Below are 21,842 nucleotides of genomic sequence, written 5' to 3' on the forward strand. Positions count from 1 at the left end.
GCTTGCGAGACCGCAAACCTACTCCTTATCTTGGCGAATGATGCTTGGTGCCGGCGGATTATCCCGCCCGTTATTTGTATTTGAGGTGCGCGGTCTTCAGTTCTTCGGCGATCTGGACGTAGTCCGCCGACGAGACCAGTCGATTCACGTACTGATCCCAGTCCTCTTCGGACAGCACGCCCATGACGAACTTTACCTTGTTGCGCTCGAGATCCCGGGTCAGATCCCCCCACTTGTTGACCAGCGAAGGCGAATACAGATTAAATGCCGGATTCGAGTAGGTCGATTTCAACTGCGAATCGTCGAATACTTCCTTATACCATCGCAGCCTGTCGGGATCGGCATCCCAGAGCAGGTAATTGTCCGCCCCCGTGTAGGTACCGTCGTTCCACGTGTACGCTTCGATGCCTTCGTTTCTATACTTGTCGTTACGTTCCACGGCGCCGTTCTTCGTCGCGTAATGAACGCCTTCGATGCCGTACAGCGCCAATCGCTGGTAGACGGGCGACGAGGTGAAGTCAATGAGCTTCAGCAGGCGCGGAATGTCGGATTCCGGCACGCGCGAGCCGATCATCAGGTTCGTCCACGAGCCCGTCGCCATGCTGGTTGCGTAGCCTTGCGGCCCCTTCAGCACTTTAAGCGTCAGCACGTCCGCTCCCGGCGCGTTCTCCTTAAGCCTCGCCAGCCAATCCGGAATCGTGAACATGTGCGTATTGGCAGCCACCGCCACGTATTTGCCCGTTTTGAACAGATCCGTCTCGCTGCCTTCGACGATCGGGAACTCGGGGTGAATCGCGCCCGCGTCGTACAGCTGTTTGAGCCATCGCATATAAATTTTGAAGGCCGGCATAAAGTCGCGATACTTGAAATTTCCTTCGCCGTCGACTTCCCAATTCTGGATGCCGGTAATCGCGTTCGCGATCACGTCGGCGCTCGACGTCGATTTCATCGCCAATCCGTACAAACCGGGAGGATCGCTTAGCTCCAAGAGCACTTCCGTCAATTCTTCCCAAGTCGTCGGCGCGGGCAGTCCCGCCCGGTCCAGCAAATCTTTGCGGATATGCACCGTCGTGAAAATCGGCGGATTCGGATGCCGGGGTATGCCCCATATCTTCCCGTTATACGTCATGTTGTCCCAGATCGCGGACGGATACGCCGCGAGATTCGGGTATTTCTTCAGATTGTCCCCGGTCAGATAAGGGGTCAAGTCGTGGAATACGCCGGCTTGGATCGCTTCGTTCGTTGCCGTCTCATAGATCGGATTGCTGGTCGGCACTTGGGTGATGTCCGCTAAGTCCCCGGTATTGAGCGCCACGTTCAATCGCTCCTTATACCCGTTAAGCGGCACCCATTGCCAACTGATCTTCGTGTTCGTCTCCGCCTCGATGCGTTGACCGACGGCATCTCCTCCCGGCGGGGGAGCGCCGTAAGCGATGTTCATCCACGAGACTTCGAGCGGAGGGCTCGCGTTGGCGCTGCTCCCTTCCGAAGATTCGGACGAAGTCGAACAAGCGCTCAAAACGGCAGTGGCGGAGATAAGCAACAGTACGACGGATTTCCGGAAAACGCGGACACGTCTCATAGGTAACCTCCCGGGATTCGACCGCCGCGCGTCCGTCCGACACGGCGGCTTCCGGCGATCTCGTCTTGATAGTATCGTAAATCGCGAAGGCGAACGGCGCTATGGCGGTTTGCTTACTTTCATGCCGTTTTGAACACCACTTGACGAGATTTCGGCCTCGGCCGCCTTCCTCCATAGTATAATGGATACGAGCCATGAAATCGCTTTCCCCGATTAGGAGGACCCGGAATGCCGGTTAAAATGACGATTTTCCGCAGACTGATTCTGATGCTGATTCTGCTCATTCTGCCGATTCTGGGGCTGTATATGTATTCCAATCAAGTGAGCGTGGGCGTCGTGCGCAACGAGGTCAAGGAGTCGAACCTGCAGCATCTGTCCTTTCTGTTGCGGCAAGCGGAAATGACGGTAGAGCAGTTAACCCTCGCCGCCAACACGATCGGACGTTTCCAAGTCGTCGACGATCTGATCCATATCGACGAGAAACGGAGCAACTACGAGAAAGTCGTGATCAAGCAGGACATTATCGAGAAGCTGAGATTATCCGGCGCTTCCAGCAACTGGACGAACCAATTCACCGTCTATGCCCCGTCGGCCGGCACCGGGGTCACCACTTTGAACTCTGCGGACTACGGCGCCATGTTCGCTAAGGACGCGATCACGAAAGAATGGAAATACCGGGAGACGTCCGAGAACGGCATGCCGGTCAAACAATTCGTCAGGCATACCGTATACCCCGGTTCGCGGATCATCGTAGAAGTCAGCTTCACGGCGGACAACATCCGAAACATGCTCGATCAGATCAAGATGAAGGGGAAAAACGATCCGTTTTTTTACCATCCGGGCGATCTGCCGATTTTGAACCGAACGGCAAACGGAACGTTGATCGAAGGCGTCGTCGACTATTTGAACGGACGCAAGGTGGACGCGGGCGGCGCGGAAAGCGGCACCGAATACGTCCGGCTGCAAGGCCGTCAATACATGATCAACTACGTCAAGTCGGAAACGCTCAACTGGGTGCTCGTCGACTACGTCCCGACGGAATACCGGCTAAGCCCGATCAAGAACAGTTCCTTGCTCTTCTACGCTTGCATCGGCATGCTGCTCGCCATGAGCATCGCCTTCGCCCTGCTGCTGTATCGCAACGTGCAGATGCCGGTGTCTCAATTGCTTCACGGCGTGCGCAATATGGAACGCGGCCAGTTCTCCGTTCGTTTGACTAACAAGCAGAAGAACGAATTCAGCTATTTGTTCCACCGCTTCAACCAGATGGCGTCCCAGATCGAGCAATTGATCGAGAACGTGTTCGCCGAGCGGCTTCGTTCGAAGGAAGCGACGCTGAAGCAATTGCAATCCCAGATCAACCCGCACTTTCTGTACAATTCTCTGGCTTTCATCAAGAGCATGACGGAGCTGGAAGAGAAAGAAGCCGTTATCGCGATGACGCTGAACTTGAGCCAGTATTACCGGTATACGACGCGCGTGGAAAATCAGGAAGCGACGTTGGGCGAGGAGCTTGAGCTGGTACGCAATTATTTGACGATCCAGAGCCTGCAAATGCAGCGTTTCGATTTCGAGCTGGACGTCCCGGTCGACATGCTGGATATCCGGATACCGCGGCTGATTCTGCAGCCGATCGCGGAGAACGCGATCCTGCATGGGCTCGAGCCTCGGATGGAATGGGGATTGCTGCGGATCGCCGGCGAACGGGACTGCGCGGGCAACCGTCTGATCGTCGAGGACAACGGAGTCGGTCTTCCCGAAGACGAGTTGGAGAAGCTGCGGATCAAGTTGGATACGCCGCTCGACAACGAATCGGGCTGCGGATTGTGGAACGTGCATCAACGGCTGAAATTCCGTTTCGGCCCGGAGTCGGGGGTTCAAATATCCCCCTCCCCGAGCGGCGGATTGCGCACCGTCTTGCATTGGACGGATCATGTAAACAAGGGAGGCCCCTCATGATGCATCAGGTACTGATCGTCGACGACCATCCCCATCTGGTAGACAGTATGGCCCATACGCTCCCCTGGGAGGAAATGGGCGTGATCGGCGTTCACAAGGCCTATTCCGCCCACGAAGCGCTTCAGACGCTGGACATCGTTCCCGTCGATCTAGTCATTACGGACATTCGGATGCCAGTCATGTCCGGACTGGAACTGATTCGGGAAATCCGCAGACGATGGAAGGACATTAAAATCATTCTGATGTCCGGGTACGCCGATTTCGAATATGCCAAAGAGGCGTTGCGGCAAGATGTCGAGGACTACTTGCTGAAACCGGTGCCGAACGACGAACTGATCCGGTCGATCCGCGGCGTTCTCGACAAAAAAGCGGCCGAATGGCAAGCCGTTATTTCCAGCCAACGGGTGCTGAACACGTTCCGGGAGCATCTTCCCGCGCTGAAGACGGGTTTCCTGCTGGAGCTGCTGCGAGGCCGCCGGTTGCCGGACGATCTGCTGCAGGAAAAACTCGACCTGTACGAGCTTCCCTTCTCGGTCCGGGAGAAAGCGGCGCTCGTGCTCGTTCGGCTGGAGGAGCCGCTTGCCGGGTACGACCAGCGGAGCGTATCGCTGCTGGAATACGCGATCGCCAACATCGCCGAAGAGCTGTTCCGCGGCGATTTCCGGATATGGAGTTGCCTCGACGACTACGGCTATTTAACCTTCCTCGTATGTCCCGGCTCAGGAACGACGGACTTGTCCGAGCCGGAGCGACAGCGGATGCTGGAACAGTGCGCGGCGCATCTCCAGCATTATGTCGGCATCTATCTCAAAGGAAGCATTTCCGCGCTCGTTAGCGATTGGTTCGAGTTCCCCGAGACCGTCGCGGACCGCTATCAGCAATGCTTGTTTGCGTTCCGTCAGCGGATCGGGAGCGAGCGGTCGTTCTTCATGACGATCGGCAAAACGGAGGAGGTCCAGAAGACGGCGTTCCTGTCCAGCCTGTACGAACCTCCGACGCTGAAGATGACCATCGAAGCCGGACAGTGGAACGAACTGCGCGGGAAACTGGATCGGATCTTCGAGGAGCTGCTGCAGGACGAATTCCAGTTCGAGGAGCACATTCTGGAAGTTTACCTCGAAATATGCGGGATGCTTGCGTATATCGCGCACAAAAATCGCCGCAGGCTGGCGGAATTGATCGGGGACGAATACGAGAAAGTAGCCGGAGGTTTGCCGTTCAAGACAGTTAAGCCGCTGCGGGAATGGACGTTCCGCATTCTCGATCGGCTTTTCGAGCTCGTCGACCGGGAACGCCAGCACTCCCGCGCCGTCATCGTCAAACAGGTGAAGGAATACGTCATGGATAACCTCGGCAAAGATGTATCGATCCAAACGGTCGCCAACCGCGTCTTTCTGCATCCCTCCTACTTATCCCGGATCTACAAATCGGAATCGGGCGAGAGCTTCAGCGACTTCGTGCTGCGCGTCCGAATGGAGAAAGCCGTCGCTCTGCTTAAGAATAAAGGGATTAAAGTGTATGATATTTCCGGTGAACTCGGTTATAACCAGACGCAGCATTTTATCAAAATGTTCAAAAAACATTACGGCCTGACGCCACAGGAGTATCGGGAACGCCTGCTTTGAGTTCCGCGCTGATCGCTTAACTAACCGCTACTCTGCAGAACGTCCGGATTAACAAGCGGTTGCCGACTTGGATAATCTTTACCCGCTTCCCTTAGCAGCAGTAATCCGATTAACAAGGAGACCACGCCGATAATGATCAGCAGCGCCCCCAACTCCTGACCGTAAGCCGTTAGCGCGCCATCCCGAAAAGCCATCCCGCGTATGAGCCGGTTAAGCCAATTCATTGGCAAAGCCCATGCAATAATTTGAAAAGGCTCGGGAAACGCAAGCGGAGTCAGTTGAATTCCGGTAGCAAGAAACGACGGATACAATACGAAATTGGTTCGCAAATTGACTTTGGACAGGTCTTTGGCCGAATAGCCGATCAACAGGCCCATAAGCGACAAGGCCATGGAATAAACAACCAGCGGGACGATAAAAAGATAAGGCTCCACTTCAAACCGCATTCCCCCGACCTGCTTAAGTAATCCGTAGCTTAGGAACAGCGAAAGGGTGGTCAGGACAGCGTAAGGTACGCTACGAATCCAGAGCTGCAAAGGCGACCTTCCGTTCGCGAAGAGCTTCCCTTCCCGACGCAAACGAGGTACGATCGAGCCCGCCGCGCTTGTCGTGATCATCAAAACCACAATATTCACGAATCCAAGCACCATAAAGCCGACATAACTCGTGGTCGGATTAAACAGCATCCGCTGTTGAAGCGACAACGGAGAAACAATCCCTTTAGCCGTTTCCGCATCCATCCCTTTTTGAACCAGACGGGTCATGGAAAAGGTCATATTTTCCGTTTGGACGATTTCCTGAATCGCGGTTCGGATGCCGGTTAGCCCCGAAGGCATCGCGTTGTCCATTAAGATGCCGATATTCGTCGATATCCCCTGCTGCTGACGCAGCTCCAACTCATTGGGAAGCATGATGACCGCTACAGCCCGCTCGTTTGCCAGTAAGATTTCCGGGTTCATGCGGCTGGAATATACGTTGGTGACGTTCATGTACTGCGATGCGTTAATCTTAGAGATTAGCTGCCGTGAATAAGAGCTGTGATCCTCATCTATGACAACGACAGGCGATTCGCTGATTTGATTGTGCGAGAACATTAATCCAAAGAATAAGGCCGCAATAAGCGGGCCAATGAAGATCAGGCGCGAATATTTACTGCCCGATACGTACTTCCACTCGTCAATCAGCGATTTCATCAAGTTTCACCTCCGCCGTCATACCCGGAAGCAAATCCGCACTCGAATCCATGGATACCCGGACAAGAAACATGCTTAAATCCGCTTGTCCTTTTTCGCGCGTCATGCGCAAGTTCGCAAATTGAGGGGCGGCCGAGATCGAAGTAACGACGCCGGTCACCTGCGTTGGGTGATCCAGGTATGGAAAATGAACGCCAATGCTTTGATTAACCTCGAGTTTCTGGATTTCGCTTTCCTGTATGTAGAGGTCTGCATAATAGTTATTCTTCTGCAGAACCGCCATCGGCGCACCTTGCCGTACTTGATCCCCCGGCTTTACGACAATTCTGTTAATCAATCCGTCGTGCGGAGCGAGTACTTCCGTTTCTCCCTCCTCGGCAGACTTAACTTTGAATAACACATCCCCCTGTTTCATAGAATCGCCTACAGCCGCGCCAACCTCTACAATGGACCCTGATCCCTTCTGATAAAAAATCGTCGATTGCTCCGCCTCGAGCATTCCTTGTTTCCTGTTCTCGGCCTGACTGACGGCATCCTTCCCTTTCACGGCAAGAAGCGAACCTCCAACGATCAGCGCTAACGCAATTCCGATATAAAAACCTGCTTTTGTTTTCATTCTTCAATCTCTCCCATTCCGTTTGTCGTAAAATATGATGATCGAAATATATTATAACCATCATATTTAAGAAACGTCAACAGCCGGATTTGGCCTCTCTTGAGCTAACGGTTATCGGATCGCTAAATTGACAGGTTTTATTATGACGACTATAATATTTTAAAGATAGAATTACGAAGCTATGGAGTGATTACAATACCGTACCCCAAAGGTCATAAGCTGAAAGTGCGGAATAAGATCGTTGAAAGCGCTGCGCAAGCTTTTCGCGCGAATGGTATCCACGATGTAAGCGTTCCGTTCATTATGAAGGGGGCCGGATTGACCCATGGCGGTTTTTATGCGCACTTCGACAACAAAGATCAGCTGATCGCCGAAGCCTGCCGGTATGCTATCGGCGATACGATCGAACTTCTTCAGAAAGTCGCTGACGAGGAACGGCAGAATCCCAAAATCTATGCCGTCATCGATTATTATCTAAGCGCTTATCACCGCGACAAAACGGAGATGGGCTGCATTCTTCCTGCCCTTTCCGCCGAAATATCCCGTTCTTCGGACGAGGTTCGGCAGGTGTTCACCCGTGAACTGGAGCGGATGATCGCTTTTATCTCCAACCTGGCGGACATTGACGCGTCCAGAGCTGGCGCGCTGTTCAGTAATATGGTCGGCTCCCTTGTTCTAGCACGGTCCGTCGTTGATCCCGAACTGAGCGACAACCTTCTCTCGGCAGGCAAGCAGCATGCCAAAGAGCTGGTAAATCCATAACACGCATGACATGTTCCATGAGCCCGTAATACCTAACGCCAACGCAAAAAACACGCCATTTGTTTGGCGTGTTTTGCGTTGTGCCGAGTCTATCTCAATCTTCGAACTCCCACTCCGGATTCCAGGCTACTTCCCACAAATGTCCGTCCGGATCAAGGGTAACGGAAGTACGCAATCTCAAGCGCCAGAATTCAATTCAGATGCATGCCAAAACGCCTTCGGCGCGGTGGTAATCCCATCGCATCGGAAGGCGTTTGGCGTACGCTATTCGATTTTCGTTTCTCCGCCTTCGGCGCGAGGCTCAAAGACATGGTTCTTGGAAGCTTCCTCGATAGCACCGAATGCCCAATGTTTCTTCGGAACGTCAGGCCAGCTTGGTACCGTTACTCCGTACAGCGGACCGCGCTTCAGCAGCCGATTGAGGATCGTGACCGCTTCCGCACGCGTCAGCGGCTGATTCGGCTTGAAGTTGCCATTCGGATAACCGGTCATGGCGCCGGCTTTCATAACGCGGGCAATCGTCTGCTCCGCCCAGTGGCCCTTCGTATCCTTTGCCTTCGGCGCCGCCGCGTCATTCAACTTCAGCCATTTCATGACAATGACAGCCATTTCGGCTCGCGTGATTTGGTTATCCGGCTTGAACGTTCCGTTCGGATAGCCGTTCATCAGGCCCATGCGCTGTACGTCCATAACGCTCTGGTATGCCCAGTATTTGCCGGGCACGTCTGGAAACACAGATGCGCTGCTCTGTCCCGCTTCGTGCACACGGACGAGCAAGGAGGCCATTTCGGCTCGCCTGATATTGTTGTCTGGCTTGAACGTTCCGTCCGGGTAGCCCTTCACGTAGGCCGTATGCTTGTCCTTGGCTCCGGTTTGGCTATCGGAGCCGTTTCCGCCGTTGCCGTTGCCATTACCATTGCCGTTGCCATTACCATTGCCGTTGCCATTCCCGTTTCCGTTTCCGTTTCCGTTGCCTGACGAGCCTAGCAGAACTAGCGCAAACGTACTGAACTTGCCGATTTCGATCTCGATCCCGTAGGGCGATCCGTCCCGATTCACAATCGTACCGGCGACGAGTTCCTTCTCGCCGTCGTGGTGCTCGATGTAGACGCGAAGCGCGTTCAAGAACGACGCCGAATCACGAGCAGGCACGATACCGTTAAATGGAATAAGCAGCTTCGTTCTGTAGCTTGTATAGTTTGTCTCGATCTTCTGCGGGGTGCCGACCACTTCTGCGTTCGTACCGCCCGCCGTCTGCCGCACGACCGGGTCCCCGACGATCTGGCTCGCGAGCGCTTCCCGCTGGGGTGCGCTCCGTACCGGTACGATGCGGAAGTACAAATCCATCGCCTGCTTGCGCATTTCCTTCAACACGTCGTTCGCGATCGTAAGCACCGCAGTCTCGCTTTCCAGTTGGAATGTCATGCCGTAGTTCGCCAACGTCGAGACGCTGCCCGCCTGAACTTCTACCGCCAGCTCATCCGACACGTCGCCTGGCAATTGTTCCATGAGAAGCCGGGAATACTTCTGTCCAGTTTCCTGCCCCCGATCGACGATCTGATCCACCGATAATACGTCCACAATCGTTTTATCGATTTTTGTGCCGTCGGACATCACAATGCGGGTAATACCGAGCGGCTTGGAATAGCCGCCCGTTTCCCCTACGACATTCACCGTACGGACGTTGTCCGTAACCGACAATTTACTTGCCGTTTTGCTTTTGACGATGAGCAGGAACGGTCGCTGAGCTTTCTTATCGCCCTTGGATACAGTGGCGGTAATGACAACGCTCCGCTCATCGTCCTGCCGTTTGACCTGGCCTTTGATGTTCGTTCCCTGCGGCTCTCCGATCGCAATGACGTCCGGATGACTCGAAACCCAGGAAACTTGCGTGTCATGCTTCCCGACGGACAGCATGAACAAATCCGAGGTGACGCTTTCCCACGTATCCCCATTGCTGAATCCGATGGTTAAGCTGTTTAAGGCGTCCTCTACTTCATATTCTTCGTTGGACGCTCCCCGCTTCAGAACTAGAAACGTCGTTCGGGCAACATCGCTGCCGTAACCAGAGATGACCTTATACCGACCCAACTCGGCGTCTGCAGCCAACGTAAATTCCGTCTTATATTGACCGCCCGCGACCTGAACGGAGCGGACATAATAGACGTCATCGGTCGGTCCGAAAACTTTGACGATGACGTCAGGTGCCGCCGACGTACCTGTAATGACGACGTGATCGCCCTGATACTTATCAGCGACGGACGCCACCGTCGTACCGGTCTGACCGGCCTGTACAGGGCCGGCCAAAGCGAACAGCAGCGCTGCCGTGACGAGTAACGTAATGAATGTTCTAATATTGAAAGATGATTTCATAGGCATAACCTCCCGATTGCGTGTTTCTCTGTTTGTCATAAGGTTACCGTCGCTTCGTCCGACAAGCTGTAGCCGACGTCGCTGCGGGTGTTAGCCGGTTTGCTTGCGATGACAATGTGCAGCTTGTCTCCGGCGATCGCCTTGTCGAGTTCAAACGGGAATTCCGCCGGAATGTTTTTCAAATCGATTTTGTAGCTCTTGACGTATACCGGTGTATCTCCGCGGATACCTTGGATGATCAGGTATGCGGTCTCGACGTCCGGATTAGTGCCTGGCTTCGGCTTGACTGTCACCTTGATCGTCTTGTCCTTAACTTCCGTCTCTACGTCATACAACTTACGGCTTGGTACGGTTGCAGGCACTTTGCCGCTCTCTTTTTTGCCGGGCTCCGTCTGCGTCACTTGGACGATATCTCCTGGCAGCAACGGCTTCTTCGGCTTCAGTGGAACGACGACCTTCGCAGGCACGCTGCCCGGATTGGATGCCGTACCGATCAGGTTGCCTTCTTCGTCGTAGACGTTGACGGTCGTTCCAGCGGGAACGTTCGGCACCTCGACTTCGTCGCTCGCCTGGCGCACGAACGCGCCTTTCGGCGGCAAGCTCGTATCTTTGTCTTTCGTCGCTGTCTTTTCGGTCTTATCGCTCTCGCGTTTTCCCGGCTCTGTGAGCGTAGCGTGAATGACGTCGCCTTCCTTCAGATCAGGCGCGGAGATCACGACCGGCCCAGGCCCTGGTCCGGGATTAGTGCCTTCTCCGATGACCTTGCCGTCCTTGTCGTAAATCTTCACCTTGCCGCCCGGAGGAACATCCTTCACCGTTACCGTCTTCTTGTCGGACTCAGGCTCGATCTGCTCCGGCTTCAACTTATTGCTGACAAGGTCGTCCCTTGTGACGGTTTTGCTCGTCTTGCTGCTTTCCTTGAGCCCTGGCTCGGTAGCAGTCAAATGAATAACGTCGCCTTCCTTGATCACATATGGCGCAATTACCTTAATTACAATCGTGCCGGTGCCTGGGCCAGGATTCGTTCCGGTGCCGATGACGTTGCCGTCTTTGTCGTAGATCTTGATCGTCGCACCCGGCAATACGTCGAGGATTTTCACTTCATTGCTGTCCGGGTCGGCCAACACTTTCGGTGGAGGAACAGGTAAGCTTGTATCCTTGTCCTTCCGCACCGTCTTGTCTTCCGGATCGCCTTCCTTCTTGCCAGGTTCGGTCAACGTGACGTGAATCACTTCGCCTTCCTTGATGACATGCGGCTCGATGATGTTGATCACGATCGGTCCAGCATTCGGTCCCGGATTTACTCCTTCGCCAATAACGCCGCCCTTGTCATCATAGATAATGACTTTGCCTCCAGGAGGCACGTCCTTCACCGTTACCTGTTTCTTGTCTGCTTCAGGCTCGACGTCCTCCGGCTTCAACTTCCGGCTAGGCTCCATAGGCTTGAACTTAACCGTTGCCGTCTGAGCGATATTAACGTTGTCAGTCATATCCTTGGCACTGTATGTCACTTGTTCTTCAACATTGTTTTTGACCGTGAAAATCGCCTGTCCTTGCGCATCGCTGACCACTTCGCCCGCCGGCGCGATAATCGAGTTGCCGCCGCTTGCAATAAGTTTCACCTTCTTGCCGACGACCGGCTGGCCGTTGGCGTTGCGCAGCGTAACCGTTACCGTTGACGTTTCAATGCCATTACCGATGATATCAGCCGGTGAAGCTGTCACCGTTGAACGTGCCACGCTCGTTTTTTGCTCGCCCGTTACGGTGTTCGCAAGGAACGTAACGTTTACTTTTTGCGCGATGCTTACGTTATCCGTCGTATCTTTGGCACTGTAAGTCACTTGCTCCGCATACGCGTCGCTAACGCGGAAAAGAACTTTTCCTTGCGCATCGCTAACATCCGTGCCTACCTTCGCGATCGTCGAACGTCCGCCATTCGCAGTAAGCGTAACCTTCTTGCCGACGACCGACTGGCCGTTGGTGTTGAGAAGCGTAACCGTCACTGTCGCGTAAGTTTCTCCATCGGCCGTTATACGACCCGGCGAAACCGTCACCGTCGAGCGCGTAACGCTTGACTTGCCGCTGCCCGTACCTGCGTTGGCCAAGAACGTTACCTTCGCCGTTTGCGCAATACTTACATTATCTGTCATATCTTTAGCGCTGTAGATCACTTGCTCTGCATACACATTCGTGACCTTGAACATAACCTGCCCTTGCTCGTCGCTGACGACTTCACCCGCCGAAGTGATGACGGAGTGGCCGTTAGCGGCGGTCAGCTTCACTTCTTTGCCGGCGACCGGCTGGCCAACCGCATTGAGAAGCGTTACCGTAACCGTTGCGGTTGCCGTGCCGTCGGCGTTAACCCGATCCGGCGTCGCCGTCACGGTGGAGCGCGCAACGCTAGTTGTCGGCGTACCCGACGTCGGTACCGTCTGGAAGGTCACCGTCGCCGTCTGCGCGATAACCGTATCACTCGTTTCGGCGCGATAGGTCACTTGTCCGGCCAATAGACTCGTTACTTTGAATTCGGCTATGCCTTGCTCATTCGTTACCGCATTGACCGGAGTGATCGTCGAATTGCCGCCATCCGCAGTCAATGTTACCGTTTGACCCGCAACAGGAACGCCGTTTACGTCATTAAGCGTGACGGTAACCGTCGACGCCGAAACGCCGTTCGCCAATACCGTCTGCGGAGTCGCTTTTACATTGGAGTTAAGCACGCTGACGTTTGATCCTGTCGAACCGCCGCCGCTAGCAATCGTTTCGAACGTTACCGTTGCTGTTTGCACCAACCTAGCATTGTCCGATACAACAGCAGCCGTGTAAGTCACTTGCTCCGCCTTCGTATTCGTTACGGAGAATATTGCTTGGCCATTGACGTCGGTTATCGCTTGAATATCGACAATCACCGAGCTGCCGCTGACTGCTGTCAGGCTGACCGTCTTGCCAACCATCGCATTACCATCTGTATCTTTGAGAGTTACCGTAATCAGCGACGATTGTACGCCATCCGCCGTTACTTGTGCCGGCGTCGCCGTAACCGTCGATTTCACCACGCTGATGCCCGGCGCTCCCGTTCCTCCCGAACCACCGCCCGGCGGCGTTTCGAAGATTACTATCGCCGTTTGCGCGATCGTCACGTTCGGCGCTACATGCGCCGTATACGTCACTCGCTCGGCCTGAGCATTCTTAACGAGGAATAATGCTTCGCCATTATCGTTGCTGGTTGCAACGCTTGCCGTGCCGTACACGGCATCAATGACCGAGAAACCGCTGCTAGCAGTCAAACTCACGTTTAACCCTTTGATCGGCTCGCCGATTGCATTAAGCAGCTGCACTTTTACAGTTGAAGCTTGAACGCCGTCGGCATCAACTACTTCCGGAGTCGCCGTTACCGTCGAGCGAATTACGCTAATGTCCGCAATTGCCGTGTTGCCCGTACCCGTCGATTCGAACGTTACCGTTGCGCGCTGGGCGATCGTAGCTTTATCCTCTGCGACCGCAGCCGTATAGGCAACAGATTCCGCTTTCGTACCGGTTACTTGGAACGTCGCAATGCCATTCGCGTCGGTTTTCGCATTCACTGCCGTGACGAGCGAGCTAGCGCTACTTCCCGTTACGCTGACTGTCTTTCCGACAACCGGCTTGCCGGACGTATCTATCAATACAACGGTAATCGTCGAGAATGCTGTTCCGTCCGCCGCCACTGTAATCGGAGACGCGGTTACGGTCGATTGAGACACGCTCGTCGCTAGGGACGTCTGCGACGTCTCGAATGTCACCTTCGCTCGCTGCACCAACGTCGCATCGTCAGCCTTCGCCGTGTACGTCACCTGTTCCGCCTTGACATCCGTCACTGTGAACGTAGCCACGCCATCAGATCCGCTTATGACGCTTCCCGCAGGGGAGATGACCGAACGGCTACCGGCGTTCGCTTCCAGCGTTACCGATCTGCCTGCAATCGGATTGCCGCTCGCATCTTCCAGCGTGACGGCAATTGTCGCTGTTGCCCTGCCGTTAGCGGCGACAATTGTAGGCGATGCCGTAACCGTCGATTTCACAATGCTGACGGTAGGTGTTCCCGCCCCTCCTGAAGCATCGGATTCGAACGTGACGGTAGCGCGTTGCGCCAGCGCTACGCCATCCTCAGTCACATGCGCCGTGTAGGTTGCTTGTTCAGATTTGCTGTCGGTTACCGTGAATTTCGCCACGCCATCCGCTCCGCTAATGACTCCGTCGGCCGGCGCAATGACCGAGCTGCCGCCGACGTTGGCCGTTAACGTCACCTTCTTGCCGGTGATCGGCTGACCGCTGGCGTTGAGCAAAGTAACCGTAAGGGTTGAAGCCTCAGCACCGTCGGCCCTCACTTGCTCGGGCGATGCCTTTACGGTCGAGTCGACTACGCTGACGACGGTATCTGCAATTGCTCCGCCTGTCGACGATTCGAACGTGACGGTGGCACGCTGTGCCAGCGTCACACCCTCAGCCTCGATGCTGGCCGTATATGCCACCTGCTCGGCGGTTTTATTTTTGACTGTAAACACGGCTTGGCCTTGACCGTTCGTGACGGCGTTCACCGCCGCGATAACGGAACTGCCGCCGTCGGCGGATAGCTTAACCTTTTTGCCGACTGCCGCCGTACCACTTACGTCCTTCAACGTCACCGTAATCGTCGAGAACGAAGAGCCGTTCGCCGTCACGACAATCGGGTTTGCTACGACGCGAGAGTTCTGCACACTGATACCCGGTTCTCCCGATCCGCCGTTCGCCGGCGATTCGAACGTTACCGTCGCACGCTCCGCCAGCATCACGCCTTCACCGATCACCTGAGCGGAATAAGTCACTTGCTCGGCTTTCGTATTCGTAACTTCGAAATTTACTGTGCCGTCGGATCCGCTCTTACCGCCGCCAAGCGCGGCGATTATCGAGCTCCCAGTGCCCGCGGTCAGCTTGACCGTCTTGTCGGCAATCGGGGAGCCGCTCGCATCAACCAACTTCACCGTAACTGTCGACTTCGTCGTTCCATCCGCCGTCACGACATCCGGATTCGCGACTACCGTCGATTTCGTTACGCTGATTACTTTCTCATCTGGGCTTCCGCTGCTCGCATAGTCGAACGTAACTGCCGCCCGCTGCGCGACCGTTACTTGGTCAGCCGCCACCTTCGCGGTAAACGACACTTTTTCCGCATAATAGTTTCTCACCTTGAACGTCGCTTCGCCCCGCTCATTCGTTACGCCTGCGAGCGTCGTCAGCACGACGCGAGGCGAATCGGCAGCAAGACTGACCGTCTTGCCGGACAACGGATTGCCGTCCGCTTTCTTGATCACAACGGTTATCGTCGAGAAATCGATCCCGTCCGCTTTCACATTATCGGGCGCTGCCGTAACCGTCGACTTCAGCACGCTCGCACGTGGCGTTTCCGCCCCAGACAAGTCTGCTTCGAACACGACCGACGCGCGCTGCGCCAATGTAACTCCATCGCTCGGTACTTGGGCCGTATACGTTACCCGTTCCGCTACAGCATCCGTTACCTTGAACGTCGCTTGGCCTGCATCATCGCTCTCGCCTATACCGATCGGCTCAATAACCGAGCTTCCGCCATCCGCGTACAACGTTATCTTTTTGCCGAGAACCGGATCACCTTTAGCGTTATTCAGCGTGACTGTGATGATCGAGAACGACTTGCCATTCGCCGCCACCGTCACCGGAGAAGCAACGACCTTGGAATGGACAACGCTGACGTCGGAAGAGCCGCTGTCCGCACCCGCCGTCTCGAACGTAACTGTCGCCCGCTGTGCCAGCGTGACATTGTCCGTCGTCAGTTTGGCGGTGTAGGTCAGTTGTTCGCCGTGAACATTGGTCACCCGGAATTTCACTTGACCGTTCGCGTCGCTAGCATCTGTGCCATCCGGTACGATTTCCGAACTGCCGCCGTCCGCAACAAGCGTCACTCGCTTGCCGCTAACCGCTGCGCCGCTTGCGTCTTTCAGCGTGACCGTAATCAACGAGGAATCGAACCCATTCGCTGTCACCTGCTCAGGCGAAGCGATCACCATGGAATCCAGCACGCTGACGATCGGTCCGCCAGCTCCGCTTCCGGAAGATTCGAACGTAACTATGGCCCGCTGCGCCAGCGTTACGCCGTCGGCTTCAATCGCCGCCGTGTACTCCACTTGTTCTGCATGTGCGTTTCTCACTCTGAATGTCACTTGGCCTGCGGCATTACTGGTGCCTCCGTCGACCACCTCGATCACCGAACTGCCGTCATTCGTCGTCAGAGTAACTTGTTTGTTGGCAATCGGCTGCTTGTCCTTACTTCTAAGCGTTACCGTCACCGTCGAGAACGACGAACCGTCCGCCGCCACTGTATCCGGCGAAGCAACGACCATCGACTCCAGCACGCTGACCGGCGCTCCCGCCCCGTCGCTCGCCGCCGTCTCGAACGTTACCGTCGCCCGCTGCGCCAACGTCACGCCGTCTGTTTCATCCTTAGCCGTGTATACAATTTGTTCGGCTTTCGCGTTTTTAACCTTGAACTTAACCTGGCCGGACGCATCGGTAACGACAATGCCTGCCTCGGCTTCGATGACCGAGCTGCCGACGTTCGCCGTCAAGCTGACCGTCTTGCCGGACACAGGCAATCCATCGACGTCCTTCAACGTTACCGTAATCGTCGAGACGTCCGTTCCATTAGCCGTCACGACCTCCGGGGAAGCGACAACTGTGGAATCGAGCACGCTTGTCTTGCTGCCTCCCGCTTTTATCGGCGCGCTCTCGAACGTGACGATCGCTTGCTGCGACAACGTCGCGCCTGACTCCGTCAAATGCGCCGTGTACGTGACCTGCTCCGCCGTCTCGCTCGTTACCGTAAACCGCACGACGCCCAAGCTGTCGCTGACATCGTTGCCGAACACGATGTGGGAGCTGCCTCTTTGCGTCAGACCGACTTTCTTGCCGGACACCGGAATTCCGTTCTCGTCCCGCAACCTCACTACAATTTCTGCCGACGACGTTCCGTTAGCCGTCACAACCGTCGGGTTGGACGTTACGCTGGAACGCAGCACGCTGACGTTCGTTCCGCTCGGACCATCGCTGTTCTCGGACTCGAATGTCACCTTCGCACGCTGCGATAGCGTTACTCCACCCGCCTCCAGGCTGGCGGAGTACGATACCGGTTCCGCTTTCGTATTCGTTACTTTGAATACCGCTTCACCGTCCGTATCGGTCGTCTCGCGTATCGTCGTCACGGTGGAACTGCCGCCATCTTTCGCCAGCGCGACTTTTTTGCCGAAGATCGGCTTGCCGCCCTCGTCTCGCAGCGTCACTGTCAGTACTGCGAACGATTTGCCATCCGCTGTCACGACAACCGGCGACGCCTCAATGGACGACTTCACCACGCTGACCGAAGGCGCTGCCGGATCGGACGAACGCGGCGATTCGAACGTTACGGACGCCTTATCCGCCACCGTCACGTTGTCGTTGACGACCTTGGCTGTGAACGTTACTCTCTCCGCCTTGGCGTTCTTGACGGTGAACACCGCTTTACCTTCATCGTCGCTGATGTCACGTACGATGGCGATAACGCTGCTGCCGCCGTCAGCCGTCAAATTGACTTTCTTGCCTGTTACTGCCGTACCGTCGGCATCGCGCAGCATCACCGTAACCGTCGAGAAGTCGGTTCCGTTGGCCGTCACGACCGTCGGGGAAGCAATGATCCGCGATTGGAGCACGCTCGCCTTCGGCCCATCGCCGCTACCCGGCACAGGTGTCTCGAAGTTAACCGTCGCTTGCTGCTGCAAAATCAGACTGCCTGTTCGCGCAGTGTAAACGACTTGCTCGGCAACCTGGTTTTTAACTAGGAACACTGCTTTGCCGGACATATCCGTCACCGGTTGCACCGCATCGATGGAGGAGCTGCCTGCCCCCGGAGTCAAGCTGACCGTCTGTCCCGGATTGCCGTGACCATAAGCATCCTTCAGCGTTACCGCAATGACCGACGTCGTTTTTCCGTCAGCCGGAACGCTGGCCGGAGCAGCCTTAACCGTCGATACCGCACCGTTGATCGGTCCCGCGACGAAATTGACGGCTGCCGTTTGCTTGATCGTCGTCGTTCCCGCTTTGGCGCTGTAGACGACTTTTTCAACTTCTCTGTCCTTCACTTTGAAAATCGCTTGTCCCGCAGCATCCGTTATCGCTTGAGCCGGCGCGATAACGGAGCTGCCGCCGCTCGCCGACAGCGTTACTGTCCGTCCCGCGATCGTCCGCTTCTGATCGTCCCGCAACGTCACCGTAATCGTGGAAGTGGTCGTACCGTCCGCGATAACTTGCGTTGGCGAGGCGACGACTGTCGATTCGACATCGCTGAGCAAATATTCCGTCGTGAATTTCCAGGCGGAGCTCATTCCTCTATGCTCATTGCCTGCCAAATCCTTGAACGCTCCGTAATCCAGGGCAACGATATATTCTGTGCCGTAATCAAGACCTGAAGGCAACTTGTTCTTCAGCCCCGCCGTCACCGTCCGGCCCGCTACCGTCATTTCGTCGACCGGAAGAGTCGCAATCGGCGTTCCGCCGCCGCTCTTGAACAGCTTGATCGTTTTTCCGGCAACGGCCGTCACTTTCTCGTCAAAGGTGAGGACCAGGCTGTCGGTATTCACGGCCACTTGCTTGGCGCCGTTGGCTGGCGTCAGCGTCACAAGCTCCGGAGCCGTCGTATCCGGGGCCGTCGTGAACGCCCACGTCGCGCTGTCCGCGAAGCCGGCGTAGCTGTTGCCCTTCAAATCCTGGAAAGCCCCGGCATCCACCTTCATATAATAGTCGGTTAACGACTCGAGCGACACCGACGGCGTCAATATCGCATTGACGTCACTCACCACAACCCGGTTGCCCTTCACCGGAATCGTATCGACAAGCTCGTTCGTTCCTTTTTTGTACAGGCTCACATGGCCTACTCCGGCTTTGATCGGTTCGTTGAATTCAAGCGCCATCAGCGTCTTAACCGGAACTCCTGCAGAGCCGTTAGCAGGCGTCAGGCCGACCAGCTTCGGCGGATCGCGATCCGGCCCGGTGCGGAACGCCCACGTCGTGCCGTCGGATATGCCCGCATAATCATTCCCTTGACGATTGCCAATATCGGCGCCATCCTGCACAAACCCGCTATCGATATTGAAGTAGTAATCGGTATCGTATTCAAGCGGATAATTCAGCTTGAATTCAATGGCGACGTAACCGGCGCGACCGAAGCCTTCGTCGGCATAGTCCTTGAAAGCAATGAGACCGAACTGGTTCTGTCGATGAATTCTCTCGACAAGCGTTCCGTCTTTTTTGTAAATCGAGTAATACTTATCCACATTAGCCGCATGAACCAGCTCGCTAAAGTCCATTCTCAGCACCGGGGTTATCGATACGTCCGCAGCTCCGTTCGCCGGCGAATACTGAGTCACGAATGGAGGCAGCGTGTCTTTGACCGTTGTGAACGTCCAGCTCATATACTGGATCAATGCGGACGGATTGCCGGCCTGGTCGACCAGGGCGCCTGCATCAACGTTAACTTGAACATTGAAATTGTAAGGCAACGTTTTCGCTAGCGTCACCGTCACCGTATCCCCGTTCACCTCAACGCCTGGACCTCCAAGGTCTAATATTTCCTGATCCTGATAGTTGTAATGTATCATCACCTTCTTGCCGGCGACCGGGAGCACGGGCTCGCTGAACTTGAGCGTCAGCTTCGTGTCCCGCGGCACGTCCACCGCCTGATGCGCCGGACTCAGCGACACGATCTTCGGCGGAATCATGTCCTTGAGCGTCTTAAAGTTCCAATCCGCCGACGTCAACAATCCGGCGTAATCGTTACCGCTTTCGTCCTCGAACGCACCCTTCGGAACGATGACGTAATAGCTCGTATCGTTCAGCAGGGCGGCCGCTGGCGTAATCGTCGCCTTGTTGCCCGAAACGGCTACCCTCGTCTTATTGCTTGCTTTGATCGACTCGACCAAATCCCCATTTGATTTGTACAAATCGATGAACGCATCCGATGCGACGATCGGCTCGTTGAACGTCAGTGTCAGTTTCGTATCGAGTGCCACTTCCGTTGCATTGTCTGACGGCGACAGGGTAATCAGAGAAGGCGCCGTGACGTCCGCTACGGTTTTGAAGCTCCATTCCTTTACCGGAGAATCGTTCGTACCCGCATAAAGATTTCCGTCCAAATCCTTGAACGCGCCAGGTTCGATTTCAACATAATACTCCGTGCCGTATTTTAGCTTTGTAGAGGGCTTAATGACCGCTTTCTTATACGATACGGTAACCTGACTCACATCAGAAGCCGAAATGCTGCCGAGCAGCGCGTCGTCTCCGACTCTCTTCAGGTTAATTTTCCCGCTGCCTGGTAAGACAATTTCATTAAACGTCACTTCCAGACCTGTATCGATCGATACGTCCACGGTACCGGTTGCCGGTGTAAATTGCGTCGCAAGCGGTGCGACTGTGTCAGCTCCGTACTTCTCGATATACCCACTGCTGTTCAAATAACCGGAATACAGTAAGCCGCTGACCGAATCGCGATACACGGAAACGAAGTTATAGCCGCCTTGCAAGTTGCTACCCAGCGGCTCCAGCGCCGTTCCCGTGCTTTTCATGACGATGCCCGGAATTGTGACATATGCCCCCGAACTATCGACAAACACATCGAGATACTTTCCTTCTACGGCTCCCCAAATGGAACCACCGCTTGGCAACGTGTATTCCCCTTGCGATATCCATTGGGAGCCCTCATACCGCTTAAGTACGATTTTATTGTCTTCATTATTGGATTGGATGCCATCGTCGTAATAAGCGAGATAGGGTTGACCACCGTAAACGGATAAGGCGATCTGCTTCACCGTGTTGGGCGCGATGCCGATACTGTTCGCCATCGTGCTTCCTTCGTTTTGCACGACGACGCCGACGCCGCCGAACGGCTTGCTGTCTACCATCGCCGCATACGTTTTGCCTGATCCAGATGCGACCGAAATGTAGTTGGTTGCGTATTTAAGCCCGTTATTCGGCAGGATGTTCTTTCCCAAATCAAGATTTACCGGAGAAAAAGAATCGTTCTGGAACTTGAACGCCCAAGCTTCATTGGTCGGGTATTTGACGGCTCCAAAGTAAGGAGTGCCGTCGTCGCTTATATTCATATCAAAGTTCAGATAGTCAGCTTTGGCGCCTGGAGAGTAGTAGGAACAATTATAGTCCGTTGAGTCCGGAACGCACTTCACCAGCGTAAACTCGTTAGGGAATGTACCACTCGGATAATTCGTAAAGGCCACATATACGATGCCATTGTGAACCTTCATCGCCATTTTTCCGATTTTCCCAATACCGGATAACAACTTTTTCGAAGTAATACTTTTCCATTTTTGTCCATCATACGATTGGATGGACAACTCTTCATTAGAGCTGCTGATCGTGGCGAATGAAGCAGCGTAAAGCACGCCGTTGTCCATCGCGGATGCAAACCCGGAAGTCGTGCGAAACGCGCTGTTTGGACCGATGTACCTCCAGTCCGTTCCCGTATCCGCCGCCGAAGCTTGCGATGGCCCCCATGCCGGGATCATAAGCAGCATCGCCATCATAATTAGAAACGCTCGTTTGAATGTGAGACTTTTCCTGTTGTTCATCATGCATGTAATCCCCTTTCATATTGAACGAAACCCGGTCAACCTGATATGATGGCTCCCAAAGTTCGTATT

At 55.0% G+C, this 21,842-nt stretch carries 8 protein-coding genes; 3 read left to right on the forward strand and 5 right to left on the reverse strand.

The window, feature by feature from the left end; all coding sequences use genetic code 11:
- Window positions 1–70: 70 nt before the first annotated feature.
- A complete protein-coding gene (locus tag HH215_RS16705) occupies window positions 71–1,582 on the reverse strand; it encodes an extracellular solute-binding protein (protein WP_169280941.1) in 1,512 nt (503 codons plus the stop codon).
- 228 nt (window positions 1,583–1,810) lie between these two features.
- Between HH215_RS16705 and HH215_RS16710 the strand changes: the two genes are divergently transcribed.
- Together HH215_RS16710 and HH215_RS16715 are read left to right on the forward strand one after the other, a co-directional pair.
- Window positions 1,811–3,541: a sensor histidine kinase gene (locus HH215_RS16710; RefSeq protein WP_169280942.1), complete on the forward strand. Its 1,731-nt coding sequence runs from the start codon at window positions 1,811–1,813 to the stop codon at window positions 3,539–3,541.
- Window positions 3,538–5,166: a response regulator gene (locus HH215_RS16715; RefSeq protein WP_169280943.1), complete on the forward strand. Its 1,629-nt coding sequence runs from the start codon at window positions 3,538–3,540 to the stop codon at window positions 5,164–5,166. Before HH215_RS16710 ends, HH215_RS16715 begins: the two co-directional genes overlap by 4 nt.
- 20 nt (window positions 5,167–5,186) lie before the next feature.
- On the opposite strand, the gene HH215_RS16720 is transcribed toward HH215_RS16715, so the two are convergent.
- Together HH215_RS16720 and HH215_RS16725 are read right to left on the reverse strand one after the other, a co-directional pair.
- The gene (locus tag HH215_RS16720; RefSeq protein ID WP_169280944.1) at window positions 5,187–6,359 is read right to left on the reverse strand and encodes an ABC transporter permease; all 1,173 of its coding nucleotides are present in this window, start codon (window positions 6,357–6,359) and stop codon (window positions 5,187–5,189) included.
- Complete coding sequence (locus tag HH215_RS16725; protein ID WP_169280945.1) at window positions 6,343–6,975, reverse strand: biotin/lipoyl-containing protein; 633 nt, start codon at window positions 6,973–6,975, stop codon at window positions 6,343–6,345. The genes HH215_RS16720 and HH215_RS16725 overlap by 17 nt, the downstream gene beginning before the upstream one ends.
- A 195-nt stretch (window positions 6,976–7,170) precedes the next feature.
- Here HH215_RS16725 and HH215_RS16730 point away from each other — a divergent pair, with 195 nt between their 5' ends.
- Window positions 7,171–7,737, forward strand: a complete 567-nt coding sequence (locus HH215_RS16730) for a TetR/AcrR family transcriptional regulator (RefSeq protein ID WP_169284432.1) — start codon at window positions 7,171–7,173, stop codon at window positions 7,735–7,737.
- A 264-nt stretch (window positions 7,738–8,001) separates the two neighbouring features.
- Here the strand turns inward: HH215_RS16730 and HH215_RS16735 are convergent, their stop codons facing one another.
- Together HH215_RS16735 and HH215_RS16740 are read right to left on the reverse strand one after the other, a co-directional pair.
- Window positions 8,002–10,110, reverse strand: a complete 2,109-nt coding sequence (locus tag HH215_RS16735; RefSeq protein WP_169280946.1) for an S-layer homology domain-containing protein — start codon at window positions 10,108–10,110, stop codon at window positions 8,002–8,004.
- 35 nt (window positions 10,111–10,145) lie between these two features.
- On the reverse strand, window positions 10,146–21,773 hold the full coding sequence (locus tag HH215_RS16740; RefSeq protein WP_169280947.1) for an Ig-like domain-containing protein: 11,628 nt from the start codon (window positions 21,771–21,773) through the stop codon (window positions 10,146–10,148).
- Window positions 21,774–21,842 lie beyond the last annotated feature (69 nt).

This window comes from Cohnella herbarum, assembly GCF_012849095.1.
Classification (GTDB): Bacteria; Bacillota; Bacilli; order Paenibacillales; family Paenibacillaceae; genus Cohnella; species Cohnella herbarum.

Coding starts and splice junctions, on each gene's coding strand:
- HH215_RS16705 (WP_169280941.1), bottom strand. CDS start 1,582: ATGAGACGTGTCCGCGTTTTCCGGAAATCCGTCGTACTGTTGCTTATC.
- HH215_RS16710 (WP_169280942.1), top strand. CDS start 1,811: ATGCCGGTTAAAATGACGATTTTCCGCAGACTGATTCTGATGCTGATT.
- HH215_RS16715 (WP_169280943.1), top strand. CDS start 3,538: ATGATGCATCAGGTACTGATCGTCGACGACCATCCCCATCTGGTAGAC.
- HH215_RS16720 (WP_169280944.1), bottom strand. CDS start 6,359: ATGAAATCGCTGATTGACGAGTGGAAGTACGTATCGGGCAGTAAATAT.
- HH215_RS16725 (WP_169280945.1), bottom strand. CDS start 6,975: ATGAAAACAAAAGCAGGTTTTTATATCGGAATTGCGTTAGCGCTGATC.
- HH215_RS16735 (WP_169280946.1), bottom strand. CDS start 10,110: ATGAAATCATCTTTCAATATTAGAACATTCATTACGTTACTCGTCACG.
- HH215_RS16740 (WP_169280947.1), bottom strand. CDS start 21,773: ATGATGAACAACAGGAAAAGTCTCACATTCAAACGAGCGTTTCTAATT.